The 26354-nt window shown below is 71.4% G+C and carries 25 protein-coding genes and 1 tRNA gene; 14 read left to right on the forward strand and 12 right to left on the reverse strand.

Going from position 1 to position 26354, the window contains the following annotated elements; all coding sequences use genetic code 11:
• Positions 1-13 precede the first annotated feature (13 nt).
• A complete protein-coding gene (locus IEZ13_RS01040; RefSeq protein ID WP_183215721.1) occupies positions 14-1537 on the reverse strand; it encodes a histidine kinase N-terminal 7TM domain-containing diguanylate cyclase in 1524 nt (507 codons plus the stop codon).
• Between the two features lie 177 nt (positions 1538-1714).
• On the opposite strand from IEZ13_RS01040, the gene IEZ13_RS01045 reads away from it, so the two are divergent.
• The gene (locus IEZ13_RS01045; protein ID WP_183215722.1) at positions 1715-2407 is read left to right on the forward strand and encodes a response regulator transcription factor; all 693 of its coding nucleotides are present in this window, start codon (positions 1715-1717) and stop codon (positions 2405-2407) included.
• A complete protein-coding gene (locus IEZ13_RS01050; protein WP_183215723.1) occupies positions 2404-3855 on the forward strand; it encodes a HAMP domain-containing sensor histidine kinase in 1452 nt (483 codons plus the stop codon). Before IEZ13_RS01045 ends, IEZ13_RS01050 begins: the two co-directional genes overlap by 4 nt.
• Before the next feature lie 75 nt (positions 3856-3930).
• On the opposite strand, the gene IEZ13_RS01055 is transcribed toward IEZ13_RS01050, so the two are convergent.
• Positions 3931-6075, reverse strand: a complete 2145-nt coding sequence (locus IEZ13_RS01055; protein ID WP_183215724.1) for an MMPL family transporter — start codon at positions 6073-6075, stop codon at positions 3931-3933.
• Between the two features lie 298 nt (positions 6076-6373).
• Here IEZ13_RS01055 and IEZ13_RS01060 point away from each other — a divergent pair, with 298 nt between their 5' ends.
• Positions 6374-7582: a monooxygenase gene (locus IEZ13_RS01060; protein ID WP_229794387.1), complete on the forward strand. Its 1209-nt coding sequence runs from the start codon at positions 6374-6376 to the stop codon at positions 7580-7582.
• Positions 7583-7685: 103 nt separating this feature from the next.
• Here IEZ13_RS01060 and IEZ13_RS01065 read toward each other — a convergent pair whose 3' ends face one another.
• The 3 genes from IEZ13_RS01065 to IEZ13_RS01075 form a co-directional block, all read right to left on the reverse strand.
• The gene (locus IEZ13_RS01065) at positions 7686-8396 is read right to left on the reverse strand and encodes a response regulator (protein ID WP_183215725.1); all 711 of its coding nucleotides are present in this window, start codon (positions 8394-8396) and stop codon (positions 7686-7688) included.
• A 307-nt stretch (positions 8397-8703) separates the two neighbouring features.
• A tRNA-Val gene (locus tag IEZ13_RS01070) sits at positions 8704-8775 on the reverse strand.
• A gap of 52 nt (positions 8776-8827) precedes the next feature.
• Positions 8828-9202 carry a TIGR02611 family protein gene (locus IEZ13_RS01075; protein WP_183215726.1) on the reverse strand — a complete coding sequence of 125 codons (375 nt, stop codon included), beginning with the start codon at positions 9200-9202 and terminating at the stop codon, positions 8828-8830.
• Between the two features lie 309 nt (positions 9203-9511).
• On the opposite strand from IEZ13_RS01075, the gene IEZ13_RS01080 reads away from it, so the two are divergent.
• From IEZ13_RS01080 to IEZ13_RS01095, 4 genes are all read left to right on the forward strand, one after another.
• Complete coding sequence (locus IEZ13_RS01080; RefSeq protein ID WP_014446635.1) at positions 9512-9943, forward strand: SsgA family sporulation/cell division regulator; 432 nt, start codon at positions 9512-9514, stop codon at positions 9941-9943.
• 190 nt (positions 9944-10133) lie between these two features.
• Positions 10134-11018: a helix-turn-helix domain-containing protein gene (locus IEZ13_RS01085; RefSeq protein ID WP_183215728.1), complete on the forward strand. Its 885-nt coding sequence runs from the start codon at positions 10134-10136 to the stop codon at positions 11016-11018.
• A gap of 66 nt (positions 11019-11084) precedes the next feature.
• Positions 11085-11540: an RrF2 family transcriptional regulator gene (locus IEZ13_RS01090; protein WP_183215729.1), complete on the forward strand. Its 456-nt coding sequence runs from the start codon at positions 11085-11087 to the stop codon at positions 11538-11540.
• Positions 11541-11595: 55 nt separating this feature from the next.
• A complete protein-coding gene (locus IEZ13_RS01095) occupies positions 11596-11778 on the forward strand; it encodes a DUF4236 domain-containing protein (protein WP_043522949.1) in 183 nt (60 codons plus the stop codon).
• Here IEZ13_RS01095 and IEZ13_RS01100 read toward each other — a convergent pair.
• On the reverse strand, positions 11775-12665 hold the full coding sequence (locus IEZ13_RS01100) for a hypothetical protein (protein WP_229794388.1): 891 nt from the start codon (positions 12663-12665) through the stop codon (positions 11775-11777). The two genes, IEZ13_RS01095 and IEZ13_RS01100, sit on opposite strands and share 4 nt — an antisense overlap.
• A 75-nt stretch (positions 12666-12740) precedes the next feature.
• Between IEZ13_RS01100 and IEZ13_RS01105 the strand changes: the two genes are divergently transcribed.
• The 3 genes from IEZ13_RS01105 to IEZ13_RS01115 all read left to right on the forward strand — a co-directional run bounded on the left by IEZ13_RS01105 (position 12741) and on the right by IEZ13_RS01115 (position 16858).
• Positions 12741-14312, forward strand: a complete 1572-nt coding sequence (locus IEZ13_RS01105; RefSeq protein WP_229794389.1) for a fibronectin type III domain-containing protein — start codon at positions 12741-12743, stop codon at positions 14310-14312.
• Positions 14313-14405: 93 nt separating this feature from the next.
• Positions 14406-15980 carry a GGDEF domain-containing protein gene (locus IEZ13_RS01110; RefSeq protein WP_183215731.1) on the forward strand — a complete coding sequence of 525 codons (1575 nt, stop codon included), beginning with the start codon at positions 14406-14408 and terminating at the stop codon, positions 15978-15980.
• A 356-nt stretch (positions 15981-16336) separates the two neighbouring features.
• Entirely contained in the window at positions 16337-16858 is a 522-nt protein-coding gene (locus IEZ13_RS01115) for a DinB family protein (protein ID WP_183215732.1), read from the forward strand.
• 136 nt (positions 16859-16994) lie between these two features.
• Here IEZ13_RS01115 and IEZ13_RS01120 read toward each other — a convergent pair whose 3' ends face one another.
• From IEZ13_RS01120 to IEZ13_RS01135, 4 genes are all read right to left on the reverse strand, one after another.
• On the reverse strand, positions 16995-17849 hold the full coding sequence (locus tag IEZ13_RS01120) for an endonuclease/exonuclease/phosphatase family protein (protein WP_183215733.1): 855 nt from the start codon (positions 17847-17849) through the stop codon (positions 16995-16997).
• 90 nt (positions 17850-17939) lie between these two features.
• Positions 17940-19415 (reverse strand): phosphatase PAP2 family protein, encoded by a 1476-nt coding sequence (locus tag IEZ13_RS01125; protein ID WP_183215735.1) that lies wholly within the window; start codon positions 19413-19415, stop codon positions 17940-17942.
• A 33-nt stretch (positions 19416-19448) separates the two neighbouring features.
• Positions 19449-20498, reverse strand: coding sequence for a YihY/virulence factor BrkB family protein (locus IEZ13_RS01130; protein ID WP_183215737.1), 1050 nt, complete (start codon positions 20496-20498; stop codon positions 19449-19451).
• Positions 20495-21466, reverse strand: a complete 972-nt coding sequence (locus IEZ13_RS01135) for a diacylglycerol/lipid kinase family protein (protein WP_183215738.1) — start codon at positions 21464-21466, stop codon at positions 20495-20497. Before IEZ13_RS01135 ends, IEZ13_RS01130 begins: the two co-directional genes overlap by 4 nt.
• 77 nt (positions 21467-21543) lie before the next feature.
• Between IEZ13_RS01135 and IEZ13_RS01140 the strand changes: the two genes are divergently transcribed.
• Genes IEZ13_RS01140 through IEZ13_RS01150 form a run of 3 tightly spaced genes read left to right on the forward strand, consistent with a single transcriptional unit; the run spans position 21544 to position 23404 of the window.
• Complete coding sequence (locus IEZ13_RS01140) at positions 21544-22044, forward strand: DUF1990 family protein (protein WP_183215739.1); 501 nt, start codon at positions 21544-21546, stop codon at positions 22042-22044.
• Positions 22041-22817 carry an MBL fold metallo-hydrolase gene (locus IEZ13_RS01145; protein WP_183215740.1) on the forward strand — a complete coding sequence of 259 codons (777 nt, stop codon included), beginning with the start codon at positions 22041-22043 and terminating at the stop codon, positions 22815-22817. The genes IEZ13_RS01140 and IEZ13_RS01145 overlap by 4 nt, the downstream gene beginning before the upstream one ends.
• Positions 22814-23404: a DedA family protein gene (locus IEZ13_RS01150; protein ID WP_183215741.1), complete on the forward strand. Its 591-nt coding sequence runs from the start codon at positions 22814-22816 to the stop codon at positions 23402-23404. Before IEZ13_RS01145 ends, IEZ13_RS01150 begins: the two co-directional genes overlap by 4 nt.
• Here the strand turns inward: IEZ13_RS01150 and IEZ13_RS01155 are convergent.
• Complete coding sequence (locus IEZ13_RS01155) at positions 23382-24296, reverse strand: serine hydrolase (RefSeq protein WP_229794390.1); 915 nt, start codon at positions 24294-24296, stop codon at positions 23382-23384. The two genes, IEZ13_RS01150 and IEZ13_RS01155, sit on opposite strands and share 23 nt — an antisense overlap.
• A 134-nt stretch (positions 24297-24430) precedes the next feature.
• Here IEZ13_RS01155 and IEZ13_RS01160 point away from each other — a divergent pair, with 134 nt between their 5' ends.
• Positions 24431-25144: a hypothetical protein gene (locus IEZ13_RS01160; protein WP_183215742.1), complete on the forward strand. Its 714-nt coding sequence runs from the start codon at positions 24431-24433 to the stop codon at positions 25142-25144.
• 8 nt (positions 25145-25152) lie between these two features.
• On the opposite strand, the gene IEZ13_RS01165 is transcribed toward IEZ13_RS01160, so the two are convergent.
• Positions 25153-26301, reverse strand: a complete 1149-nt coding sequence (locus IEZ13_RS01165; RefSeq protein ID WP_203833618.1) for a cytochrome P450 — start codon at positions 26299-26301, stop codon at positions 25153-25155.
• Between the last annotated feature and the right edge of the window lie 53 nt (positions 26302-26354).

Raw genomic sequence — 26354 nt, forward strand, 5'->3', positions numbered from 1 at the left:
GCGACGGTTCGAGTCACCCGATGATCGACAGCGTGGGCTCGGCGGCCAGGACCTGGTTGCGGCCGGCCCGTTTGGCCCGGTACAACGCCTCGTCGGCGAGGCTCAGCAGATGACCGGGGCCGCCGGTGGCGGTCAGTTCCGCCACGCCGGCGCTGAACGTGACGTTCAGGGTGCCGAGTGGCGTGTCGACCGCCCGGGCGGCGCACTGCCGGCGCCACCAGTCGGCGCGTTCGGCCGCGGCCTGCGCGCCGATCCCCGGCAGCACCACCACGAACTCCTCGCCGCCGTAGCGGGCCACCATGTCGCACTCCCGGACCGAACCGGTCAGCTGCCTGGCCACCTCGACGAGCACCTGGTCGCCGACTGCGTGCCCGTACCGGTCGTTGATGGTTTTGAAGTGATCCACGTCGATCATCACGATCGACAGCGGCTGGCCGTCGGTGGCGGCGCGGGCCTGCGCCTCCAGCACGGCGGTCAGGTGCCGGCGGTTGTACGCCCCGGTGAGGCCGTCACGCATCGCCTGCTCGGTCAGCTCGGCGCGGAGCCGCTCCAGCTCGGTGATGTCCCGGACCACGACGACGGTGCCGGGACAGCTCCCGTCGGCCGACTCGATCTTGACGACCCGGAAGTCGTACACGTCGCCCGAGGCGCCGTGGATGGTGGTCTGGCCGGCGTCGGCGACCATGGTGGTGAAGTGCGGGCCGGCGATCTCCTGCCACCGCTTGCCGATCACGGTGCCGCCCGCCGGGTGCACCGCGGCGAGAAGTCTGGCCGCCGCCGGGTTGACGTCGAGGAACCGTCCGTTGGAGTCCAGCACCATCACGGCGTCGCTGAGCGCCGCGATGACCTGCGCATAGGTGACCGGCACCTGTTCGGAGTTCACGCCGGAGCGGTCGGTCCACCACCAGACGGCACCGGAGACCAGGAACAGCACCGGCGTCAGATCGAGCCCCTGCATGTCCACGAAGATGAACACGGTCACCAGGTTGCCCACCGTCGGCGCGAGCGCGCCGACCAGGAACCACCGGTACACCCGCCGCTGGCCGCGGACCGCCCGGCGCATCGCGCTGATCACCAGCACCGTGCCGAAGCCCATCATGGCGTAGCCGTACAGAACGTGAGCCCAGTACGCCGGGCCGTGCTGCACGGCGATCCCGAGGGCGGCCACCTCGGCCTGCCGGTAGAAGAGGTGATGCCACGGATCGGTGGCGGTGACTGCCACGAGCAGCACCGGGTGGATCAGCATCAGCGGGATCCGCGGCGGCCGGCGCCCCGCGGAGACCGTGGTGTGCCAGAAGAAGCCCACGATGACCAGCGCCACCCCGGGGAAGATCGCATAGTTGAGACCGAGCGCCAGCCCGCGCGTCGGCGCCACGAGGACGCCGGCGTTGGCCAGCGCCCATTCCGCCGCGCCGGCCATGACGAGGCTGAGCGGGAGCGCCAGGGGCGTCTCGGACCGCCGCCGGTACGTCAGTACGGCGTACAGCAGCGCAATCAAGCCGGCTCCGGTGTAAACGGCGACCATTGCGAGCGGCATCCTCCGCCCCTTCCCACGGTTGGCACCGGTACGAATCGGTGCCGCCGTGGGTGAGTTGAGGAGTCGCCCGCCGTAGGTGCGAAACAGGAACGGCTCATCGCCAAGCTCTAATCCTGGCTTCAGGTTGGCCGGGGAGAATGAGCGGCAAAAGCATCGACTGGAAGGGGGCGGGCCGGCGTGCGGATCCTGATCGCGGATGATGACGCGGCCATCCGTGAGTCGCTGGAGCGGGTGCTCCAGGTCGAGGGTTACGACACCAGCACCGTCGCCAACGGTCTCGCCGTGCTCGACGGGGTCGACGGGGCGGCCGGTGACACGCTGGATCTGCTGATCCTCGACGTGATGATGCCCCGCCTCGGCGGGTTGGAGACCTGCCGGCGGTTGCGGGCCGCGGGCCGGGATCTGCCGGTGCTGATGCTGACCGCCCGTGATCAGGTCTCCGACCGGGTCACGGGGCTGGACGCGGGCGCCGACGACTACCTGCCCAAGCCGTTCGCCACCGAGGAGTTGCTGGCCCGGGTGCGGGCCCTGCTGCGCCGGCGCACGACCGCCGACGGGGAGTCGCAGATCCTGTCGTTCGCCGACGTCCGGCTCGATCCCGACAGGTTCGAGGCGTGGCGGGGCGAGCGGCCGCTGCGTCTGACCCGGACCGAGTTCTCCCTCCTGCAGGTTCTCTTGCGCAACGCGACCCGGATCTTGACCCACGACGCGCTGTTCGAGGCGATATGGGGCTTCGACATGAGCACCACCGCCAACAACCTCCAGGTGTACGTGAGCTACCTGCGCCGCAAGATGGAGGCCGAGGGTGAGCCGCGATTGATCTACACGCTGCGCGGCCTGGGATACACGTTGCGGGAGACCCCTCCGTGAGCAGGCGCCCCCACCGGGAACCGCGCCGGCTGACCCGATGGTGGCGCCGGCGGTCCCTGCGGACCAGGATGACGGTGATCGCGGCGACGGCCATCGCGGCCAGCGTGTTCGCGGCCTTCCAGGTGGCCAGCGAGCTACTGGACTGGGAGTTGCGGAACACCGCCGAGAATCAGCTACGCGCCGACTCCCGCGTCCTGGCGACGAACGCGCAGCGCGACGGTCTGGCGCGGGTTCAGCTACCGCCGTATCCGGGATCCGGTCGGCTGGTGCGGGTCATCCTGCCCGACGGCTCGACCCGGACGCCGGCCGGCCAACCCGGGCTGCCCCCGGTCAGCGAGCACGCTGGGCTCGTGGCGCGGGGCGCGTCAGCCGACCTGATGGAGTCGATGGACAGCGACGACGACGGCTACCGCATCTACACGCTGCGGGCAGGCGACGGCGCGGTGCAGGTGGCCCACGTCGCCGACGACAGCCCGATCAACCGGTTCGGGCTGGGCATGCTGCTGATCGGGCTGTTCTGCGTGGTCGGCGGCGCCCTGGTCGGGCGGACCGTGGCGCGAACCGGACTGGCACCGATCGACCGGCTGACCGCCGCCGCGGTACGTGTCGCGAACACCCAGGATCTCGACGCCGACATCCCGGATGAGGGCGGTGGAGAGATCCGGCGGCTGATCCAGGCGATCAACGACATGCTCGCCGCGCTCCGGGACTCCCGGCGGGCCCAGCGGCTGCTCGCCGAGGACGCCGCCCACGAGCTCAAGACCCCGCTCACCAGCCTGCGCCTCAACATCGAGCTGCTGGTCCGGCTCGACCGGCGCGGCACCCTCGACACCGCCCTCTCGGCGGAGAGCCGGACCCGGCTGCTCAACGATCTCGGCGCCCAGGTGGCCGAGTTGAGCACCCTTGCCGCCGAACTGACCGACCTGGCGCGCGGTGACGCAAGCGACGAGAGCACCGAGCTGCTCGACCTCGCCGACGTGGTGGTGGCCGCCGCGACCCAGGCGCGTTCCCGCGTGCCCGACCTCGAGATCGCGCTCGACGTGACCTCCGTGTGGGTGAGCGGGCGTCCCGCTGCGCTCCAGCGAGCGGTCCTCAACCTCGTCGACAACGCCGGCAAGTGGTCCCCCGCGGACCAGCCGGTCCAGGTCCGGCTCCGTGCCGAGGGCGCGTCGGCCGTGCTCGAGGTCGACGACGCCGGGCCGGGCATCGACGCCGCCGACGTACCGCGGGTGTTCGACCGGTTCTACCGTGCCGACAGCGCCCGGGCGTTGCCGGGATCCGGTCTCGGGCTGTCGATCGTGCAGCGGGTCGTCCACGCCCACGGCGGCCGGGCCACCGTCGCCCGCTCCGCACGCGGTGGCGCGCTGCTTCGGGTCGACCTTCCGGCCGCGGCCCCGACCGCACCGATCGCGCGTCTCACCGCCGGGGAAGACACCGCGATGCGCTGACCTGCCCGGCGCCTGGCGCAGGAGATCCGGGACGGGCCTGGGTTCCCGTCCCGGATCTCCTCCGTGTCGCCGCGCTCACCGTTGCAACGCGAACTCCTCTTCGTCGGCGAGCGGCTGTGTCCCGTTCGGCGGCTCCGCCGTCGGCCGGGACAGCCGACTCGGCCACCAGATCCGCCGACCGATCAGCAGCGTGAGGGCGGGCACCAGGACCGACCGCACCAGCAGGGCGTCGAGCAGCACGCCGAAGGCGACCAGGAACCCGACCTCGATCAGCATCACCAGCGGAAGTGTGGTGAGGACCGCGAACGTGGCCGCCAGGACCACGCCTGCCGAGGTGATGACGCCACCGGTGGCGGAGAGGGCTTTGAGCATGCCCTGTCCGGTGCCGAGACGCACGGTCTCCTCCCGGGCCCGGCTGGCCAGGAAGATGTTGTAGTCGACGCCGAGCGCCACCAGGAACAGGAACGCCAGCAGCGGCACCGAATAGTCGATGCCCTTGAACCCGAGGATCGTGTCGAAGATGAACACGCTGCCGCCGAAGGCCGCGGCGAATGAGACGATCACGGTGGCCATCAGGATCAGCGGGGCCACGATCGCGCGCAGCAGCAGCCCGAGGACGATCAGGACGACGGCGAGCACCAGCGGGATCACCAACTTCTCGTCACGGCTGGTGGTGACCTCGGTGTCGAGGTTCTCCGCACTCGGCCCGCCGACGATCGCCTGCGCCCCGCTCACCGCGTGCACGGCGGTGCGTACCCGCTTGATCGTGTCGTACTCCGCGACCGTGTCCGGCGCGTCCGTCGGGAACACGGAGATGTCGGCCCAGCCACCGACGGTCTGACCCGGGATGGCCACGGCCACGCCCGGAGTGCCCTTGACGACATCGAGCACCCGCTCCTGGTACGCCGGCCGCGTGAAGACCGTCATCGGCTGGCCGCCGAGCTCCGGGAAGTGCTGGCGGAGAACGGTGAAGCCGGTGACCGACTCCGGCGCGGACAGGAACTGGTCCTGCTCCCGCAGGTCGCCGGTGTTGCCGGCGAGCCCGATGGCGAGCACGCCGAGGACTCCGAACGAGCCGAGCGTCGCCACCCATCGACGGCGGCTGATGGCGATGCCTAGCCGTCCCCACAGCCCCGGCTTCTCCTCCACGGCCGTACTGAACCGGGGGATGGCCGGCCAGAAGATCCGCCTGCCGAGCACCACGAGCACCGCCGGGAACAGTGTCAGCATGGCCACCAGCGCGCACAGGATGCCGGCTGCACCGATCGGGCCCAACCCGCTGGTGCTGTTCAGGTCCGCGGCGAGCAGGCAGAGCAGGCCGGCGACCACGGTGGCCGCGGACGCGACGATGGCCGGCGCCGCGCCGCGTAGCGCGTGGACCATCGCGACCCGGACGTTCTCGTGGTGGTGCAGCGTCTCCCGATATCGAGCGATGAGCAGCAGCGCGTAGTCCGTGCCGACGCCGAATACCAGGATCGTCAGCAGCGCCGAGTTCTGGTCGTTCACCACGATGCCGAAGCCCTTGACGAGCAGGTAGACGGTCGCCATCGCAGTCAGTGCGGCCGCGCCGACGACCACGAGCGGGATGAACCACAACACCGGGCTGCGGTAGGTGAGGATGAGCAGGACCGTGACGACGACGACGGTGGTGAGGAAGACCTGCAGGTCGATGCCGTCGAAGACGGCGTCCATGTCGCCGTCGACCGCGGCCGGACCGGTCACCTCGAGTTCCAGGCCGGCGGGCCGGTCCTTCGCGGCGTCACGCAACGGGCCGACGATGGTTTCCGGTCCGCCGTAGGTCGTGCTCACGTCGAGGGTGAACATCATCGCCTTGCCGTCGGTGGAGAGTCTCGTCGGTGGGCCGTCGTCGTCCTCGCCGGCCGCCGCCTTCGGCGGGTACCGCTTGGCAAGGGTGTTGTAGTGGCGCTCGACCGTCGCGCGGTCGGCGTCGGTCATGCCGCCGGCGCGGTGGTACACGAAGACGAACGTGTTGTCCTCGCCGCCGGGGAGACTGTCCTCCAGGACCGCCACCTTGGTGGACTCGGCACTGGCCGGCAGGGTGTCCACGGCTCTGTCGGTGGTGACCGAACTCAACTTTCCGCTCAACGGCACCATGACCGCCGCCAGGGCCAGCCACAGGCCGATCACCAACCACGGCACCCATCGGCCTGCCAGTCGACCGGGCGGCGCTTCCCTGGACAGCGCTGCGTTGACTGCCATCAATAGCCTCCTACATACGCGTTACGTCGTTCGTCTGAGGCCGACTTCGTACCGAGCGAATCTGAGACGACCGTTAGAACGGCGCTCAGCCCGGGTGACCGAGCCAGGTGCCCAGCGCGTCGGGCCGGATGAGCAACGCGTCGACGCCCACCCGGTCCGTGCGAGCTCGGCTCGCGTCCATGGTTCTCGTGCGAGTGCCGAACGGCGCTCCGGAGTAGTACCGCGGTACCGCCCCTCTCCCGAGAATGACGACCGCGGTACGACGAAACGGGACGGAGTCGGACCTAGCTTTCGAGCCATGACGAAACCTGATAGCCCACCGTGGAAATCAGTGGCGGGCACCATGGTGCTGGTGACGGCGTTCGCTGTCGTCGCCGCCTGCGGGTCTGACACCGACAACAGTGCGGCGCCCGCCGCGACCGGCCCGCACAGCGCGCACACGGGCGGGTCGTCGGCTCCGCCACAGCCGCTGCGGGCCGGCGAGCGGTTCGTCGACCTGAGGATGGCCGAGGCCTACACGCCCGCGAAGCCTTCGGGTGGCGGCTCGGACGAGTACCGGTGCCAGGTGATCGATCCGGGCCTGACCAGGACGGCGTTCCTGACCGGGACCCAATTCGCACCGGAGAACGTCGCCATCGCGCACCACGCCATCGTGTACGCGGTGCAGCCGGGCGGCGCTGCCGCGGTGCGCAAGCAGGACGCGAAGACCCCTGGTCTCGGCTGGCAGTGTTTCGGCGGGACCGGCGTTGCCGGCGCCGAGGTCGAAGAGGGGGACGCGGCGTGGGTGGACACCTGGGCGCCGGGCGCCACGGAGACGCTGCTCGACCAGGACGCCGGCTACAAGCTGGAGCCGGGCAGCCTGCTCGTCCTCCAGATCCACTACAACCTGCTCGCGACCGACGGCAAGCCGACCGGGTCGGACCGCTCGGCGGTGCGGCTGCGGCTGACGGACGGCACGCCGCAGACCCGGGAACTCGAAACGTGGTCGGTCGACGCGCCGACCGACCTGCCCTGCGCCGCCGACGAGTCTGGTCCGCTCTGTGACCGGGCGGCCTCGATCGCGGACGTGACGAAGCGGTTCGGGCCGGACGTCGGCGAAATGGCGGACCGTCAGGTGGAGGAGTGCGGCCGGGGCGTGCCGAAGCCCGGTAACACCCAGACCTGCGACCACAGGGTGGAGGCGCCGATGACGCTGTTCGCCGGTTTCGGCCACATGCACATGCTCGGGCGGGCCTTGAAGGTCGAACTCAACCCGGGCACGCCGAAGGCCAAGGTCGTCCTGGACGTGCCGCAGTTCGACTTCGACAACCAGCGGCTGGTGAAGCTGCCGTCGCCGGTGGAGGTAGGTCCGGGGGACACGCTGAGGGTGACGTGTACGCACGACGCGGGGCTGCGCAAACAGGTGCCGCAGCTGAAGAAGCTGCCGCCCCGCTACGTGGTGTGGGGCGACGGCACCAGCGACGAGATGTGTACGGGCATCATGACGGTCTCCCGCCGCAAGTCCTGAGGAAGCGTCGAACGTGTGTGAGCTCACTGATGGTTGACGAGCCGAAAAGCAGCTTCGAGCTCACACACGTCGCCAATGAACGGGTGACGTGGGCCCGGAGTAGCTAGAACGACGGTCGCGCCCTCGACGGACGCGCGAGATGAGGTGCTGAACCGGGCCGGGTGAGTCTCAGCTCGTAGGCGAGGATGACGGCCTGGATCCGGTCCCGTGCACCGATCTTGGCGAGGACGCGCCCGACATGGGTCTTCACCGTCGACTCCGACAGCGTGAACCGTTGCGCGATCTCGCCGTTGGTGAGGCCATGGCCGATGGCGACGAGGACCTCGCGCTCACGGTCGGTCAGGAAGTTCAGCCGGGGATCCTCCCGCACGGGCCCGCAGAAATCATCGTCGAGCCGGTCGGCGAACGCGTCGAGCAGCCGCCGAGTCAGCGCCGGCGCGATCACCGCGTCCCCTGCGGCGACGGCCCGGATGCCGGCGAGCAACTCCTCCGGGCGGATGTCCTTGAGCAGGAAACCGCTCGCCCCGGCCCGCAGCGCCGCGAACGCGTACCGTTCCACGTCGAACGTCGTCAGCACCAGGATCCGGGAACGCCCACCGGCTGCGACGATGCGCCGGGTGGCCTCGATTCCGTCGACGCCCGGCATGCGGATGTCCATCAGCACCACGTCGGGACGCAGCTCGGTGATCCGCCGAACGGCCTCGGCGCCGTTCTCGGCCTCGCCGACGATCTCGGTGTCGGGGGTGCTCTCCAGCAGCATGCGAAACCCGAAGCGCTGCAGCGGCTGGGCGTCCACCACGAGCACAGAGATCATGAATGGCTGCCTTTCAGGGCCGAATGGACGGTTCAGTCACCGTCCGGTGGGGGCCGACGCTGACCCAGCCGCGGTAGACCGCGTCGCCCGGCGATGCCCACTTCATACCGAGCGGACCTGAGACGACCGTTAAAACAGCGCTCAGGCCGCGGTCGGCCGCCGGCGCGCACGACGATGTGGATCTGGCAGGAGTCGACCGCCAGGCTCAGGTCGACGGTGGTCAGCCCGACCTGCGCCCGTAATCACGACAAAAGGCCCACCGCAACGGATCATCGCGGCAGGCCTTTTCGCAGATCAAAAATACTCGTGGGCGATACTGGGATCGAACCAGTGACCTCTCCGGTGTGAACGGAGCGCTCTCCCGCTGAGCTAATCGCCCTCAACGAGATGGAACTCTACTAGACGGCGCCCGAGCAGCGCGACTCAGGGGGTCACCGCCACCCGACGAAGTCGAGTGACCAGGTGAACAGGTTGAGGTCGAAGCTGAGCAGGACGCTGAGCCAGACCACGAAGCTGATGAAGATCATGCCGACCAGGCCGATCAGCGCGCGCACGCCGAGCGTCTGCCGGCCGACCCAGTGGGTCCAGCTCTGCACGTGCCGTTTGGTGAAGGCGAGCAGCCCTCGAGCCCAGTGGAACTCGACGGCGAGAATCGCCAGCCCGAGGATCACGATCGCCCAGCCGGGGCCGGGGAACGGGATCAGAACGATCCCGACGGCGACCACCAGGCCACCGAGCACACCGATGCCGACCTTCAGAGCGAGCCGACCGGTGGAGTTGGACCGGATACGGTCAAGCACACGCACGTCTAAGAACCCCGTCGTCCGGTTTTACACCCATTTCATCCCCCAGTGTCCGGGAGCCCCGTCACTACCCGGGAGGAATGGACGTTACCGGAGTAAGTCAACCGCTGGACCACTGACGCCGGGCGGAACCGAGTACTCAGGCAGAACAGGACAAGATATCGCTTCTCGTCCTGCGCGGAAGGGTTTTCGGAACCGTCTTCCCACTACTGGGTGAGATCAGCGTATGGCGGAGCGTAATGACAGGGATCACCTGAGTATGGGAAACGCGGGGTTCACCAGCCTCGCAGCGGTGCCGGGGGGAGTTCGTCCATGAGTACCATTCGTCCAACGACCGTCGAGGTCGAAACCTCGCTGCGGCTCGTAGCGCCTGACGCGACGGCACTGCCCGTGCGCGCCAGCCTGCGTTACGACCCAGCCGACCCGTACGCGGTCCACGTGTTGTTCCACGCAGAATCAGCCGGTGGGGAAGCCGTGAGCTGGTCCTTCGCGCGGGAGCTTCTCGTGACCGGGCTCGACGAGCCGGCCGGGATCGGCGACGTCCGGGTGTGGCCGTGGGCCACGCCGCGTGGCGATTTCGTCGCCCTGGCCCTGTCGTCGCCCGACGGCAACGCGCTGTTCGAGGTGCCGCGCAGCGTCCTTGTCCGCTTCCTGCGGCGCACCTACGTGGTGGTGCCCCGCGGCCGGGAGTCGGACCACCTGGACGTGGACGCCGCGGTCAACCGACTACTGGCGGGCCGATAAGCGATAACGGGGCGACCCGTGCGGACACTGCCGGTCCGCGCGGGTCGCCCTTTGTCCGATAAATTAATGGATCTCCGAAAAGAAATCGGAATCGGACGTATAGCGAATACCGAGCTGGAAATCGGACATAAACCTCAGTCGGTGCGCTAGTGGATGCGCGGGCACGCATCGACGACTACCGTCAGGCGCGATGCCAGCACTCATTCATCACACCGAGCCGGCGCCCACCTGTCTTCCACCGGACTGGTCGGGTATCGGTGGCTGCGTCCTGCCGGTGGCCGCCGGCGCTGCCACCGGCCTGCTGAGGTGTCACGCCCTCGTCCTCACCACGACCGGCCCGCTGCTCGCCGAGATCGACTTCGCCGAGCATCTGTGCGGCCCGGGCACCCTGCTCTGGATCCGTCCGGGACAGGCGGCCCGCTTCTCCCGCCCCGGAGACGGCGACGATCCACTGACGATCGTTTTCCGACCAGGGTTGTTCGGTCCGGAGGAACTGCCCGGGCTGAGTCCCGACGATCCGTCCGGCCCGGCCCGGGAGCCACTCACCCCGCCCGGCCCGGCCGTCTTCCGGGACGTCTTCGCCCACCTGGCCGCCGACGCGGCCGGCCCGCCCGGCCCGGTCCCCGCCGCGCTGCTGCGGCACGAGCTGGCCGCCCTGCTGCTGCGGATCGCCACCCTCGATCCGGGCTCGGAGCTGCGGGCGCACGTCGAGAGCCGGACGTTCGAACGGTTCCGGCGCCGCCTCGAGGAGCGCTTTCCGCACACCCGCCGGGTCGAGGACTACGCGGCCGAGCTGGGCTGCTCGGTGCGCACCCTGACCCGGGCCAGCCTGGCGCTCACCGGGCGCACCGCCAAGCAGGTGGTCGACGACCGGGTCGCCCTACAGGCCCGGCGGATGCTCGCGGCGACCTCGATGTCGGTCGCCGAGGTGGGCCGCGGCCTGGGTTTCGGCGAGCCGACGAACTTCGGGCGCTTCTTCCACCGGGAGACCGGCCTGAGCCCGGGGCAGTTCCGCGGGCGGTTCATCACCGGCCAGCCGGCCACCATCCCGGGGCAGAGATCGCCGGCCGATTGACCCCTAATTCCCACAATCCCCTGGGGTATGTGCATCCGGGATGCGGGGCCGGGGCATGATAGTCAGGTGCAGATCTCCGCGCGCGGCGACTACGCGGTCCGGGCCGCCCTCAGTTTGGCGCAGGCCTACCCCGCACTGATGTCCGCTCAGGCCATTGCCCAAGACCAGAACATGCCACGCAAGTTCCTCGAGGCGGTCCTAGCCGACCTGCGCCGTGCCGGTGTGGTGCGGGCGCAACGGGGCGCCGAGGGCGGCTACACGCTGTCGCACCCCCCGCGGGACGTGACCATCGGTCAGATCCTGCGGGCGGTCGACGGACCGCTCGCCGGCGTGCGCGGCCTTCGTCCGGAGGAGACTCAGTACACGGGCGCCGCCGAGAACCTGCCGAACCTGTGGGTGGCGGTGCGCGCGGCGGTCCGTGAGGTGGTCGACGAGGTGAGCCTCGCCGAGCTGATCAGCGGGCGGATGCCGGCTCACGTGCGCAAGCTGACCACCCGCCCGGACGCCTGGCAGCCACGCTGACGTTTGTGAATCCGGCCGATCGGGAACCGATGCGCCATCAGAAAGGAGCTTTCCGATGGGCATCGTCTACCGCAGCCGGAAGAAGATCGGTCCGCTGGTCCTGAACTTCACCGAGAACGGCTACTCGTCCTGGAGCCTCAAGATCGGGCGCTGGTCGTGGAACTCCAAGACCCGCGCGCACCGCGTCGACCTGCCCGGCCCGCTGTCGTGGAAGCAGGACAAGAGCCGCTCCCGCTAGGACGGTTCCCGCTCGATCACCACGTCGCCACCGAGCCGTCCGTGCGCGGGTTCCCGGGTGACCGTGCCCGCGTCGATCATCGAGTGCAGCACCCGGGTCGCGTCGGCGGCCCGGTAGACGGTCTCGGTGAGGGCGAAGGTGCGCAATTCGGTCACGGTTGCCCGGCCCACCTCGGACAGGTGGGCCAGCAGTTCACGGCGCAGCGGTCCGGGATCGGGACGGAGCGCGATGTCGATCAGATGGCGCTCCGGATCGGCGGGATCACGTAGGCGTACCCCGGCGAATTCGTCGACCGCCCAGAGCGCCTCCTTGAAGCTCTCCAGGCTCTTCGCGGAGGTGGTGGCGAAAGCCACCACCTCTCCGGGCTCCGGCCCGGTGGCCAGCTCGGCCGCCGTCACCAGCGGAAATCCCAGGCCCCGATAGGGGTCGACCGGGCTGCCGGGCGGCAGCGCCAGCAGCACCTCGGCCGGCTTACCGGCCGCGATCGCGCCGACGGTGGTCACCGCGGGCGGTTCACCCACGGCCGTCGCGTCGAGAAACCCCAGCAGCGGTACGCGCACCGCGCCGGCCGCACGCAACGCCACCGGCAGCCGCTCGTCCGTCCCGCCGCCCACCGGAAGCACCGTGAGCCCGGCCCCCGCGCCGGCGTCCCGTTGCGCCGCGGTGAGCCGCTCCCCCACGCCGGCGACGTCGGCGCCCACCGCCACCATGGACAGTTCCCGCCCGCGGGACAGGCCGGGCAGGTCGGCCAGGACCCGGATCGCCGCCTCCGCGGCCACCCCACCGTCCGCGTCGGCGTAGCCGTGCACATAGGTCGCCCGGCGGGCGTGATGAAGCGCACCCGCGGCCCATGCCTGCAGGTGGCGGACGAGTAGTTCACGTTTCACAGCGCCTATTGGGGACATACCGCAGTTTCTACCCTGTCCACTTAGCTACCGGAAACTTGTACCCAGGGTGTTCGCATGAGCACTATGGGATACATGGCCCCTCCGCTCGCCGAACTGACCGCCCAGGCGCAGACGCTCACGTCCGCCGGCGACCTCATGGGCGCGCGGGCCGTCCTCGACGACGTCCTCCGCGGCGCCGACGCCGATCCCCGCCGCGCCACCGCCGACCTCGCGGTGGCCGCCGCTCTGCACGCCCGGGTCCTGATCGCCCTCGGCGACCCCGAGTCGGCCCGGTTGTGGGCCGCCTTCGCGCACTCCGCCGAGGAGCGGCTGCACGGCCCGCGCGACGAGCGCACCATCGCGGCCGCCGCCATGCACGCCGCGGTCCTCCAGCGGATCGGCCAGCACGGCCGGGCCGCCTCCGTCTACCACGACCTGATCGGCGAGCTGGCCCTGATGGACGGCCCCGACTCGCCGCGGGTGCTGGCCGCCGAGGCCGACCTGGCCACCGCCGAGCACGCGGCCGGCCACTGCGGCACGGCCCGGGCCCGGCTGGCCCGCGCCTGGCGGCGGCACAGCCGGGTGCACGGCGACGCCGCACCGGCCGGCATCAAGATGCTGGCCCGGCTGGGCGCCATGGAGCGCGAGTGCGGTCGCGACGAGGAGGCCCGCGAGCATCTGGAGCTGGCCGGCGAGCTGAGCGCCCGCCATCTGCCGGCCGACCACCCGCTGGCCCGGCAGGCGGCCGCGCTGGTCAGCGGCACGGCATCCGGCCGGCACACCTGCGGCACCCGGGACTCCTCCGGCGGGCGCCCGTTCCGGCCCTTCCCGCGCCGGCCCACCGTGCCCGACACGACCGGGGCCCGGCCGTCGGTGTTCCCGGCCGAGGCGCCCGGCCAGCCGCCGCCCGACGACCGGCCCACCGATCCCAACGGCACCGTCTACCCGGTTCCGGCCGACGAGCTCTACGACGACATGCCACCGGCCGACGATCGCGAGACCGATCCCAACGGCACCGTCTACCAGCAGCCGCTCTATCTCAGCGACGTCCACCGGCTGCCCGGAGATCTGACCGGCCGGCACGCCCGGGCCGACACGCCGCCGCCGCTGCCCGGCAACCGTGCGCCCGACTACGGCGACGACGGCCGACCCCTGCCGGTCGGCACCGCGCCGACCGGCACCCGCAGCGACCCGCCGAACTCACGGCGCCTCCCGGTCCGTGCCGACCGGCCGGCCGGATCCCGCGTCGCCCACCCGCTGCTGCTGGCCACGGTGCTCGCCGCCGGGGTGGCGGCGGCCGCCGTCGTGGTCATCCTGACCCTGCCCGGAGCGGACGGGGCCACCCAGCCGACCACCCGGCCGGCCGTCCAGGAGCCGGTGAAACCCTCCACCGTGCCAGGCGCCCCACAGAACGTGCGGTTGCGCGACAACGGCGACAGCGTCTCCCTCCAGTGGGTCTACCCCCGCGACGCCACGGAGGCGGTGCTGATCACCGGAGGCCGGGCCGGGCAGCCACCCGTCAAGATCGCGGACCTGCCGGCCGGGGCCGCCGACTACGTCGTCTACAGCCTCAACGAGAAGCCCGACTACTGCTTCACCGTCGCGGTGGGCGACGCGGCCGCCGCGCCGGTCTGCACCAGCCGTTGACACCGCAACCGTTTCGCAACCGATCGGGATCCTTTCTGCCACCGTGGCACCGGACCGTGATCTGTCACGGGGCGACTACAGGAAGTAGGGACAGTGACGACGGAAACGGCGAGCCGGGTTCCCACCGAGCCTCATGACGAGCTCGGCGCCCTGGAGTCCGCCTTGGCGGAACTCGAATCCCGGCCCCCGTCCCAGTTCCGGTCGCTCTGGGAGCCCGCCATCGAACTGCGGCAGCGGGCCACCGAACTCGGCGCCGAGGAGGTCGCCCAGCGCGCCGCCCTGCTCCAGGCCGGGGTGCTGCTCCGCAAGGGGCGCACCGGCGAGGGCGGGCGGCTGGCCCACCAGGTCCGGGCCTGGGCCGAGCAGCATGAGGCGCGGTACCTCCTGGCCCGGGCGCACCGCGAGCTGGCGGTGTTCTACCGGCACGTGGGCGACTACTCCGACGGACTGACCCACGCCGTGCAGAGCGTCGCCTTCCTCACCGACGACGTGCCGCCCCACCTGCGCGCCCGGCACCTGATGACGCTCGCGGTCTCGCTGGAGGAGACCGGCGCCCACGAGGACGGCAAACGCCGCTCCCAGGAGGCCCTCGCGTTGTGCGCGGCGGCCGGCGACCACGAGATGACGTTGGCACTGCTCAACAACATGGCGTACACCGCGATGGAACTCGGCGACGAGCCGGAGGCCCGGATGCTGGTCGGGCAGATGCGTGAGGCCCAGGACCGGACCGGTGTCCGGTTCACCGCCAACGAGCTGGACACGCTGGCCCAGGTCGAGCTGATGAGCGGCTGCTACTCCGCCGTCGAGGAGCTGCTCTCCCCGGTGCTCGCCGACCTGGTCGCCGCCACCGAGGGCGACGCGGTGGCCGAGTGCCATCTCACCCTGGCCCAGGCCCGCCGCCTGGCCGGCCGGCACGACGACGCGCAGGCCGCCCTGGACGCGACCAGTCGCCTCTGCGCCGAACGAGGCCTGGCGGCCATCGGCGCCCGGGTCCGGCAGGAGCAGGCCGCACTCTTCGCCGGCACCGGACGGTTCGCCGAGGCGTACGAGGAACATCGCGCCTTCCACGCCGCGGCCACCGCCCTCCAGTCGGTGCAGCGCGACGCCCGGGCGCGGGCGTTGCAGGCCGTCTTCGAGGCCGACGAGGCCCGCCGCGACAGCGAACACTTCCGCGAAATGGCCCACCGGGACGCCCTGACCGGCCTCTACAACCGCCGCTACGTCAACGAGCGCGTACCGGCCCTGCTGCTGGAGGCGGCCGCCCGCCAGTTGCCGCTGTCGATGGCCATCATCGACCTGGACCACTTCAAACGGATCAACGACACCCTCTCGCACACCACCGGCGACATGGTCCTCCAGCACGTCGCCGAGCTGCTGGAGGAGTCCGCCCCCGGCCCGGCCGTCGCCGCGCGCATGGGCGGCGAGGAATTCCTGCTGGTCCTGCCGGGCGTCGACGCCGAGGAGGCCGCGATCCGCTGCGAGCGCCTCCGCCTGCGCATCCGCGCCCACGGCTGGGAGCCCATCACCGGCACCCTCCAGGTCACCACCAGCATCGGCGTCACCACGACCGCCGAGGGCCGCGACACCTTCTCGGCGCTGCTCTCCATCGCCGACCGCAACCTCTACACCGCCAAGCGAGGCGGCCGCGACCGCATCGTCGCGGACTGACGCACTGCCGGTGGTCACCCTTCCCCTTTCCGGTACGAGCGGCGACCGGTCCCCTGGGTACCACGCGAGCCAGGCGCCGGGTCACGGCCGTAACGCGCCCACCGGCGCATGGCGCGGCGAGACCTCACCCCCTCCGGGCCGTCACCGCGCCGTCCACCGACAGGCACGCCCACCAGCACCTGGCCGCACACACCACCGCCCGCACACGGCCCCGAGCGCGGGCAGACGCAGGCCCGGGCAGACGCGGGCGGACGCCGAGCGCGGGCGGACGCGGGTACAGGCGGACGCCGAGCGCGGGCGACGCCGAGCGCGGGCGGACGCCGAAAAGTGTCAGGGGGTGCTGACATCATCGGGGCATGCTCGATGATGCGCCGATCGTCTTTCCGTCGCCCACCATCCCGGCCGCCGGGCGGGCCGAGGTCTTCGTCCGCTACCTGGACTATTTCCGGGAAGGTCTGCTGGCCAAAACGTCCGCGCTGCCCGAGGCCGAGCTGCGCTCCAGCCGCCTGCCAAGCGGGTGGACACCGTTGGAGCTGGTCAAGCACCTGCGCTTCGTCGAGCTCCGCTGGATCGAGTGGGGCTTCCAGGGCCGTGACGTCGGCGATCCGTGGGGCGACCGGCGCGACGACCGCTGGCATGTCGGCCCATCGGAGACCCTGGCCGACCTGGCGGCCACGCTACGCGCCCAGGGCGAGCACACGACTGCCGTGATCACCGGCAGCGATCTGGCCGCGGTCGGGCAACCGGGCCCCCGTTGGGACGGCGCCGACCCAGCCAACCTGGAGCGGGTCCTCTTCCACCTGCTCCAGGAGTATGCGCGCCATCTCGGCCACCTCGACATCGTCGCCGAGATCGCCGGCGGCCCCACCGGCGAGTAGCCGCCGTCTGACACATGCTCTGGTGACGCGGGCGATCGCGATCTTGGACGATTGGCCACCGAATTCGGTGGGGAGACGTCCAAGATCTGTGAGGGGCTGGAGTGCTGGCTGTCAGGCCCGTGGTGAGGGGTGTGGGTCAGAGGCCGAAGTCGGCCTGGAGCGGGTAGTGGTCGGAGGCGTGGGCGGTCAGGTCGTCGCGGATCACCTGGAGGCGCCGGGCCCTGGCTGCCAGTGGCGGGCTGGCCAGGAGGTAATCGAGGCGGACGGGGGCGAATTCGTGGCCCGCGTAGGCGGTGGGGACAGTGTGGCCGTCGCCGGTGCCAGTGCCGGCGGTGCCAGTGCCGGCGGTGCCAGTGCCGGCGGTGTGGCCGTCGCCGGTGCCCGCGCTGTGCCACAGGTCGGTGCCGGCGGTGTGCCACAGGTCGGTGAAGCCCTCGTCGTGGAAAGCCGCCAGGGCCCTCGTGTCGGCGCGGCCGTCGGGGGTCAGGTGCCGTTTGCGATAGAGGTCGGGCAGGCTGGCCAGCGCCGCCGTGTGGTCGCCGGCCGGGTCCAGGCCGTTCATGTCTCCGGCGATGAGGGTCAGGCCGTTCGGGGTGGCGTAGCGAGCGGCCAGCCAGCGGGCCTCGCGCATCCGACGGTAGGGCGAGAACGGGTTGAGATGGACGCTGACGACCGTCAACGGGCCGGCCGGGGTGGGCACCACCGCCACGGCCGCGGCGTGATGCAACCGCCAGCTGATCCGGGTGCGCCGCACGATCCGTAGCGGCTCGCGGACCAGGACGGCGACCGGCTGGGCGAGGACGGAGGGGGCCAGGTGGGCGGTCATGTCCAGGGCGGTGGCGAGTTCCCGGAGGCGGCGCCCGCCGTACCGGTGGAAGCCCTGCAGTTCCTGGAGGGTGACCACGTCGGGGCGCGCCTGGTCGATCACCTTGATGATCGATGGCAGGCGGTCGCCGCCGCCGTTCTTGATGTTCCAGGTCAGCACTCTCATCCGGCCGCCTCCAGACGGCCGCCGCCGTTTCTGGCCAGCACTCTCATCCGGCCGCCTCCAGACGGTCGCCGTCGTTTCGGGTCAGCGCCCTCATCCGACTGTCTCCAGGTGGCGGCCGTCGATGGCCTGGGCGGCCTCCTCGGCGGCCTCGGTGGCGGTCTCGGCGTGCGCGTTGGGACGGACCGTCCACCAGAGCACGGTGATCCAGGCGGCGGTGAGCAGCATGGCGCCGAGAAAATCGGTGGGGTGGTGCATGCCGCGGTACATGCGGGAGAGCGCCACGCCGAGCGGCATGATCACCGCGAGGGCCGGGAGGATCCAGCGCCACGGCCGGCGGACCCGGGCCATCACGATGATCGCGATGACGGCCCAGAGGCACATGGTGGCGGCGATGTGACCGGACGGGAAGGACGAGGTCGGCATCTGGCCGTCGAGTTGTTCGACGGGCGGGCGCGGGCGGTCGACGGCGGCGGCCGCGCAGAGGAAGAGGGTCAGTTCACCGATCATGGTGAGGGCCAGGAAGAGCACCGGCCGCCACTGCCGCCAGAGGGCCAGCGCGATCGGGCAGAAGATCAGCGAGATGATCAGGATGGCGTGCGTGTCGCCGGCCTTGCTCCACATCCAGCTCAGGTGGTCCAGGGACGGGGTGCGGAAGCTCTGCAGCCACGCGGGGACGGCCTCGTCGAAGGCGGGGGTCCAGCGGGTGACGGTGTAACCGGTCAGGTAGAGCAGGCCGAAGACGAAGACCCAGCCGACCAGGATCTCGGCGCCCTTGGCCCACGGGTGCGGCAGCACGGCGCCCTCGGCGGGGGCCGGGCGCAGGTCGTGGCCGGACTCCGGTTCCAGACCGGCCGTGATCGGCGGGGTGGGGCGGCCGGCCTCGCGGCGCCAGATCCGGAAGGCGTAGGCGGTCACGCTGATCCAGGCGAGCCCGAGCATCCAGCCGCCGAGCACGTCGGAGAGGAAGTGCACGCCGAGGGCAATCCGGGTGAAGCCGACCGCGGCGACCAGCACCGCGGCCAGGCCGATGAACCAGGGCCTCCACCGGCGGCGGACGGCGGGCAGGAGGACCAGCACGATCATGCCGTAGACGACCATCGAGCCGAGCGCGTGCCCGCTCGGGAAGCTGTTGCCGGGGGCCGAGGCGACCGGCACCTCGACGACCGGGCGCAGCCGCCCGATCAGCGCTTTCAGCGACGGGTCGAGGATCAGCGCCCCGGCGCCGGTGACCAGCAGGTAGATCGCCGGGCGGGGGCGGCGGCGGACCAGCAGCAGCGCGGCCAGCAGCACGACGAGCGGCACCAGCACGCCGCGCCCGCCGAACGAGGAGACCTGTTGCAGGACCGCGACCACGGCGTCCGAACCGGAGGCCCACCGGTTCAGCCCGTCGGCGACGGCCCGGTCCAGGTCCTGCAACGGCTGCCAGTGGAACCGGACGAGCAGCAGCAGGACACCGAAGGTCAGGCCGATCGCGGCCACCACGAACAGGCCGAGCACGCTGCGCTCGGCGAAGTGTCGTACCGGCGCCCAGCCGGAGCGTTCCACTACACGGTTGTCATCGGTCACGGCGTACTCCAACGAATCGGGGTGCGCCGTTCCTTACCCGGACGGCTCGGCCGTCACACCGGGCTTCCGCTGGGTGGGCACCGAAGGAGCCGGGTCGGTCTCGGGGAAGTCGGTGACCGGCTCCTCCGGCGCCGGCTCCCAGCGGTCCTCCAGTGCGGGGCGGTGCACGCCGACCCGCCGGGCCTCCAACTGGGCGGCGAAGGCGAGGCCGAGGAAGAGGGCGATGCCGGTCAGGTTCGCCCACAGCAGCAGCGCCATGATCGCGGTGAGCGGCCCGTACGTCGCCCCGAACCCGTCGCTGACCCGGATGTACCCGGCCAGCAGCAGGCTCGCCAGCCACCACAGCACGGTCGACACGACGGCGCCGAACAGCAGCCAGGACAGGGCCGGCTGGTTGCGGCGGACCGAATGCCGGAAGAGCAGGCCGACCGCGAAGACGATGAGCGCCAGGCTGAGCGGCCAGCGGATCACGTCCCAGGCCACCCGGGGCGCGTGCGCCAGCCCGAAATGTCGTTCCGCCGACTCGCCGGCCGCCCGTCCGGCGACCAGCAGCAGGAAGCCGAAGAGCGCGGGCAGCCCGGCGACCAGTGCCAGGATCGCGGCCCGCAGGTATTTGCCCAGCGCCGGCCGGTCGCGTTCGACCCCGTAGATGCGGTTGGCGCCCCGCTCGATCTGGGCCATGGCGCTGGTCAGCGCGAACAGGCCGGTGATCATGCCGAGGGTCAGCGCCAGCTCGCCGGCCTCCTCGGTCCGGTCGTCGTCCATCAGCAGCTCGGTGACCAGCGGCTCGCTGGCGCCGGGGGTGAGGGCGATGACGGTGTCCGCGACCACCTGGCCGCCGTCCTCGACGCCGAGATCGGTGGCGAGCCCGGAGAGGGCGATCAGGAACGGCACGATGGCGAGGCAGAGCTGGAAGGCGAACGCCCGGGAGTGGCTGAACCCGTCGCCGTACCGGAACCGGACGAACGCGTCGTGCAGCAGCGGCCAGCGGCCATAGTGCCGCAGGGCCAGGAACGCGTCGTCGGCCGACAGCTTGTCGCCCGGCATCATCCGGGTCTCCGGTACGGGTTCGGTGCTGCTCAAGCCTTCTCCTCTGCCGCTTCCCGCACCGGTTCGGCACGGCGCGCGGCCGCATCGGCGTCGTACGCCAGGTCCGGGTCGGCGTCGGGCTGCGGTACACAGAGCAGCAGAGCCTTCGGCCGGACGTGGATCTTCATGACCTTGCCGGGTGCGATGGTGTCACCGTCGAGCTGACGGGCCCGCGCCCGGTTGCTGTAGATCTCCACCCGCTGTGCGGTATAGGTCTCCATGAGCGGCACCCGCTCGCGCCGGCTGAGCACCGCCCAGACGAGCGCCGCCCAGTGGGCCAGGTTGGTGGGGCTGAGGATGGCCACGTTGAGCTTGCCGTCGTCCGGTTCGGCCTTGCTGAGCAGTCGCACCCCGCCCTGGAGGCGGCCCACGTTGCCGACGATCACGGCCGCCGGGCGGCGCGGCATGGGCGGGCCCCCGTCCAGCCGGATCCGGACCCGCATCGGCCGGTCCAGCAGGTGCTTGGCGGCGCCGCCGAGGTACGCCAGCCAGCCGATCCGCTTCTTCGCCTTCTCCGAGGTGTCCTCGAGCATCTGGGCGTCGAAGCCCATCCCGGCCATCACCACGAAGCACCGGTCGTCGATGGCGCCGACGTCGATGCGGCGCCGGCCGCCCTCGAGCGCCACCTCCAGCCCGGTGGCCGGGTCGTTGCCCAGCCCCAGGTTGGCGGCGAGCAGGTTGCCGGTGCCGGCGGGCAGCACGGCCAGTGCCACGCCGGTGCCGGCCAGCGCGGTGACCACCGCCGTGACGGTGCCGTCGCCGCCGCACGCGAAGACCAGCTCGGCCCCGTCGGCGACGGCACGTCTCGCCTGGCCGCGGCCGGGGTCCTCGGCCGTCGTCTCGTACCAGGTGGGTTGCGGCCAGCCGGCCCGGCGCAGGCCCTCGTGGAGGGTGCGCCGAAGGTGATCGGGATCGGCCACCTTGGTGGGGTTCACCACGACCGCGGAGCGGGGTCCAGTCACGTCGCTCAGTGTGCCGGAGTCATGTCACGGCGGCGACTCGACGGCCACCCCCGACAGCGGAAGGGCACACTGCAGGGGTGACGGAACTGACCTACCCGCATGTCGGGTCCACCCGGACCGGGCGCCTGCCGTCCGGCTACCGGCATCTGCGCTACCGCACCCGGATCGGGACCGGCGAGGAGGTGCTGCGCCGGGCCGGTGAGGCGATCCTGAGCTTCCGCATGCACCGGGCCATCGGGACGCGGATCACGGCGGACGTGGACCGGGCCGCCACCGGGGTGCTGCTGACCGTCGGGATCGGGCCGCTGCGGGCGCCCTGCGAGGTGGTCTGGACGGTCGAGGAGGACGATCGGATCGGGTTCGCCTACGGCACCCGGCCCGGGCATCCGGCGACCGGCGAGGAGGCGTTCCTGGCCGAGCTGGACGAGCACGGCGAGGTGTGGTTCTCGGTGACCGCGTTCTCCCGTCCGGCGGGCACGTTCATGCGCCTGGCCGGGCCGTTCGCGGTGGGATTCCAGCACGCCTACGCGCGGCTGTGCGGCTCGGCGGTGCGCCGCCTGGGTACCGTAGGGCGGTGAGCACGACCGAGGTCACCTGGTGGGGGCACAGCACGGTGTGGCTCGCCGATTCCGGCACGACCCTGTTGACCGATCCGGTGCTCACCGGCCGCCTCGCCCATCTGCGGCGGATGGCCGGCCCGTCGCCGCGACTGCCCGGCGCGCCGGACGCGGTCCTGCTCTCCCACCTGCACGCCGATCATTTCCACGTCGGATCGCTCCGCGCCGTACCGGGAAAGCCGCTCTTGATCGTGCCCCGCGGAGCCGCCGCCTTCACGGCGAGGGTGATGGGCGCGGAGGCCGGGGACCGGTGTGTCGAGCTGGCGCCCGGTGAGACGACCGTGGTCGGCGGTGTGCGGGTCCGGGCCGTTCCGGCGCGGCACGACGGCGGCCGTGGCCCGTGGTCGAGGGACCGGGCGATCGCGATCGGCTTCGTCGTGGAGGGCGCCGCGCGGACGTGGTTCGCCGGCGACACCGGCCTGTTCGACGGGATGCACGAGCTGGGCCCGCTGGATCTGGCGCTGGTCCCGGTCGGCGGCTGGGGTCCCACCCTGGGCTCGCACGGGCATCTGGACGCGGCCGACGGCGCCGAGGCGCTGCGCCGGGTGAGGGCGTCGTGGGCGGTGCCGGTGCACTACGGCACGCTGTGGCCGATCGGGATGGGCCGGATTCGGCGGCACATGTTCGACGGGCCGGGCGAGAGGTTCGCCGAGCACGCCGCCCGGGTGGCGCCGGAGAGCCGGGTCCGGGTGCTGGCCCACGGCGAGAGTCTCAGCCTGGAGCCGGCCGCGTGATCGACACGCTGGGAGCGCTCGGCTGGCTGTTCCTGGTGGTCGCGTTCGGGGCGATCGTGCCCGTGGTGCCGACCGGGGCGGCGGTCAGCAGCGCCGCGGCGTTCGCGTTGCACGAGTACCCGTACGCCATCGGCCTGGTGGTCGCGGCCGGCGCGGCCGGCGCCTACACCGGCGACCTGGTGATGTACGCGATGTGCCGGTACGGCGGCGAGCAGCTGGCCCGCCGTCTGCACTGGCTCAACGACGAGGAGCGGCTCAACGCGGTCCGGGCCCGGTTGCAGCGCAGGCAGGTCACGGTGCTGCTGGTGTCCCGGCTGATCCCGGGCGGGCGGGTGCCGGTGCTGCTGGCGGCCGCCTTCGCCGGGGTGTCGTGGCGCACCTTCGTGATCGCCAACCTGCCCGCCTGCGTGCTGTGGTCGCTGGTCTACTCCACGATCGGGCTGCTCGGGGCGTCGATCTTCCCCGAGCCGTGGCAGGGTGTGCTCGCCGCGATCGTGGTGATCCTGGTGGTGAACCAGTCGATCACCTGGATCTCGCGGTGGTGGGGACGGCGGGCGGCGCGCGCTAGTACTTCAAGTACGTCCTAGTCATCTTGCCGACCTTCTCGACCAGTGCCATCCCGCCGTTCATGGTCTTGTTGGTGTGCGACAGGACGGCGATCGACACGTCGGTCTCGTCCCCGGTGACCTGACCGACGGTGTTGATGATCCACAGGTTGCTCTCGGTGGAGCGCTGGAGCCAGCCGTTCTTGACGGTGGCGTCCTCGCCGGTCTTCGCCACCGCGGGCACACCCCAGTCCTGATCCGGGGCGACCGTGCTCATCAGCTTGTGCGCGTAGGCGCGGGACGCCTCGGACAGCTCGCTCTCGTCGTCGACCAGTTGGTCCAGCAGTTTCACCTGGTCCTTGACGGTGGTCCGGGTGAGGCCCCAGGAGCTGTTGACCTTGGTCTGGGTGAGGCCGAGACGCTTGTTGCAGGCGGTCAGCCCGGTGTACCGCCCGATCTTGCCGAACAGCGAGGTGGTGGACGCGTTGTCGCTGTACCGGATCATCTTGTCGGCCAGTGACTTCTCGCTGGTGGTCAGCTTGCGGCCGTCGTCCTGGGCGGTGAGCAGGAGGCAGGCGAGCACCTGCACCTTCACCACGCTGGCGGTCTCGTACTTCTCCTCGCCGCGGTACGCGTACGTCTGCCCGGTCTTGCGGTCGAAGACGGCGACCGAGAACTCCGGTTTGCCGGAGGCATACGTCTTGAGGGCCGCGTCGAGCGCTTTGACCCGTTTGGCCCGCTCGATGGCGGCCAGCTCCTCGGGGGTGGGGCCGGTCGGCGTGGGCGACGCCTTCGGGGCGTCCTGGAACGATCCGGCGAGCGGGCCGGTCCCGCCGCCCTCGCCGTCGCCCAGCATGCCCTTCGCCACCAGGACGGATCCCCCCAGAATGCCGGCGGCGGCCACCATCAGAATCAGATTTCGGGTACGTCGCACCCATGCATACTGCCGTGCCGGTGCCCTCCATGGCTCACCGGAATCCTGTGGATTCCCGACTTTCGACGCTCGGCTTCCCTACCGGCACGTTCCGTCACCGCTCGGCGGGTGCGCCCGCGGCGCACAATGGAGGCATGCCCTCTCTCGTGTCCTCCGTTCTCCAGGTGACCGTGATAGCCGCCGGCAAAGTGATCGAGACAGCTGCCACGGCCGCGACCATCCCGGTGCGGGCGATCGGGCTGATCGGCCAGACCGAGCTGTTGATCAACCGGATGACCCTGGCCGTCGCCCAGGCCGAGGACCTGATCAAGCGGGTGACCGCGGTGGCCGCCGCGGCCGAGCAGACGGTGGCCGAGGCGCGGGCTCTCACCACCGCGGCGACCCTGGCCGTGGACGAGGCGGCGGCGGTCGCGACCACCGCCGGCGACCTGATCCGGCGGGTGTCGGTGACCGCCGAGGCAGCGGGCGTGGTGGTCGGCGACGCGGCCACCGCCCTCGGCGAGGTCAGCGCCATCGCGACCCGGGCGAAGTCCGTCGCGGGCGAGGTCGAGGTGCTCGTCGGCGACTACTCCCCCACGCTGCGCGACGCCGCCCCGCTGGCCGCCCATTTCGTCGCCGAGCTGACGCCGGACGAGGTGACCGCCGCGATCCGGATGATCGACGAGTTCCCGGCCCTCCAGCGGCACCTGGTCCACGACGTGATGCCGCTGCTCGGCAAGCTCGACCAGGTCGGGCCGGACCTGCACAAGCTGCTCGAGGTGACCGAGGACCTGCACCTCGCCATCGCCGGGCTGCCCGGCCTCAAGATGCTGCGCCGCCGCGGCGAGGAGCGGGCCCACGACGCCTAGGGACCGGTCTACACCGCCAGGATCATTCCTTTCAGCTCGTAGGAGGCGATGTCCGGGCGGATCGTCACGGTCGGCTCCTGGATCATCCGCAGGCCCGGCATGGCGAAGAGCCTGCTGAGGAAGATGTCGGTCTCCTGGATGGCGATGTGGGCGCCGGGGCACTTGTGGGCGCCGTCGCCGAAGGAGAGACCAGCCCCGATCTGCCGTCCCGGGCACACCGCGCCCGGCTGCTCACCGGCCTCGGTGGCGTCCAGATTCGCCGCGGCCACGCCGACGTCGACGCGCGCCCCGGACGGGATGGTGACGCCGCCGACCTCGACGTCGGCCGTGGTCCACCGCAGCAGGTCGGCGACCACCGGTTCGAGCCGGAGGATCTCGTGCAGGATCGCGGCCCGCTCGTTCTGGTCGCCGGTGGTGTAGCGCTCACGCAGCGTCTCGTCGGTGAGCAGGTGCCAGGCCGCGACGGTGATGAACTCGCGGGTGGTGACCATGCCGGCGGCCGCGAAGGTGACGCACTCACCGAGGATCTCGGCGGTGTTGCAGCCCTCGTCGATCAGGTGCGAGATGAGGTCGTCGCGGCGGGACCTGCGGCGGGCGGCGACGGCCGGGCGGACGTCGCGCCAGAGGAACGACATCAGGACGAAGTTGTTGAAGGCCTTCTGCCGGACGGCGGACAGCCCGCGCGCGTTCGGGTCCGGGATGGCGAAGAACCGGTCGAGCCGCTGGGGCATCCCGGGCGGGCTCTCGGTGAGGCCGACGACCTCGGCGGCGACGGCGACGGCGAGCTGGAAGGAGAGCGCCGACAGGTCGGCGGCGCCGCGCCGCCGCAGCACCTCGCACTGCTGGTCGGCGAGACGGTGCATCAGATCCCGGTACGCCGTCTCGACCCGTTTCGGGGTGAAGTACCGGGCGGTCTGCCGGCGCTGTTCCCGGTGTTCCGGCCCGTCCCGGTAGAGCATCGGAAGCCGCATCCGGCCGGCGTGACGCAGCGCGTTCTCGATGCCGAGCCCCGCCTGCCGGGTGTCGGTGTGCCGCAGGAACGCCCGGGCCGTGGGGTAGTCCTGGATGTGCCAGACGCCGTCGGCGCCGGCCCGCATCGGACAGCCCGGCGCCCGGTCGCCCCGGTCCACCTTGCGGTTGTTGTCGACTGTGGTCATCCATAGATTGTGATACATGACACCCGCCCCCGATCAGGTGATCGGGGGCGGGC

Source organism: Actinoplanes campanulatus, assembly GCF_014647795.1.
Classification (GTDB): Bacteria; Actinomycetota; Actinomycetes; order Mycobacteriales; family Micromonosporaceae; genus Actinoplanes; species Actinoplanes campanulatus.

What these genes read in the sequence shown, in the direction of transcription:
- IEZ13_RS01040 (WP_183215721.1), bottom strand. Translation starts at nt 1,537, where the DNA reads ATGCCGCTCGCAATGGTCGCCGTTTACACCGGAGCCGGCTTGATTGCG.
- IEZ13_RS01055 (WP_183215724.1), bottom strand. Translation starts at nt 6,075, where the DNA reads ATGGCAGTCAACGCAGCGCTGTCCAGGGAAGCGCCGCCCGGTCGACTG.
- IEZ13_RS01060 (WP_229794387.1), top strand. Translation starts at nt 6,374, where the DNA reads ATGACGAAACCTGATAGCCCACCGTGGAAATCAGTGGCGGGCACCATG.
- IEZ13_RS01065 (WP_183215725.1), bottom strand. Translation starts at nt 8,396, where the DNA reads ATGATCTCTGTGCTCGTGGTGGACGCCCAGCCGCTGCAGCGCTTCGGG.
- IEZ13_RS01080 (WP_014446635.1), top strand. Translation starts at nt 9,512, where the DNA reads ATGAGTACCATTCGTCCAACGACCGTCGAGGTCGAAACCTCGCTGCGG.
- IEZ13_RS01085 (WP_183215728.1), top strand. Translation starts at nt 10,134, where the DNA reads ATGCCAGCACTCATTCATCACACCGAGCCGGCGCCCACCTGTCTTCCA.
- IEZ13_RS01095 (WP_043522949.1), top strand. Translation starts at nt 11,596, where the DNA reads ATGGGCATCGTCTACCGCAGCCGGAAGAAGATCGGTCCGCTGGTCCTG.
- IEZ13_RS01105 (WP_229794389.1), top strand. Translation starts at nt 12,741, where the DNA reads ATGAGCACTATGGGATACATGGCCCCTCCGCTCGCCGAACTGACCGCC.
- IEZ13_RS01115 (WP_183215732.1), top strand. Translation starts at nt 16,337, where the DNA reads ATGCTCGATGATGCGCCGATCGTCTTTCCGTCGCCCACCATCCCGGCC.
- IEZ13_RS01120 (WP_183215733.1), bottom strand. Translation starts at nt 17,849, where the DNA reads ATGAGAGTGCTGACCTGGAACATCAAGAACGGCGGCGGCGACCGCCTG.
- IEZ13_RS01160 (WP_183215742.1), top strand. Translation starts at nt 24,431, where the DNA reads ATGCCCTCTCTCGTGTCCTCCGTTCTCCAGGTGACCGTGATAGCCGCC.
- IEZ13_RS01165 (WP_203833618.1), bottom strand. Translation starts at nt 26,301, where the DNA reads ATGACCACAGTCGACAACAACCGCAAGGTGGACCGGGGCGACCGGGCG.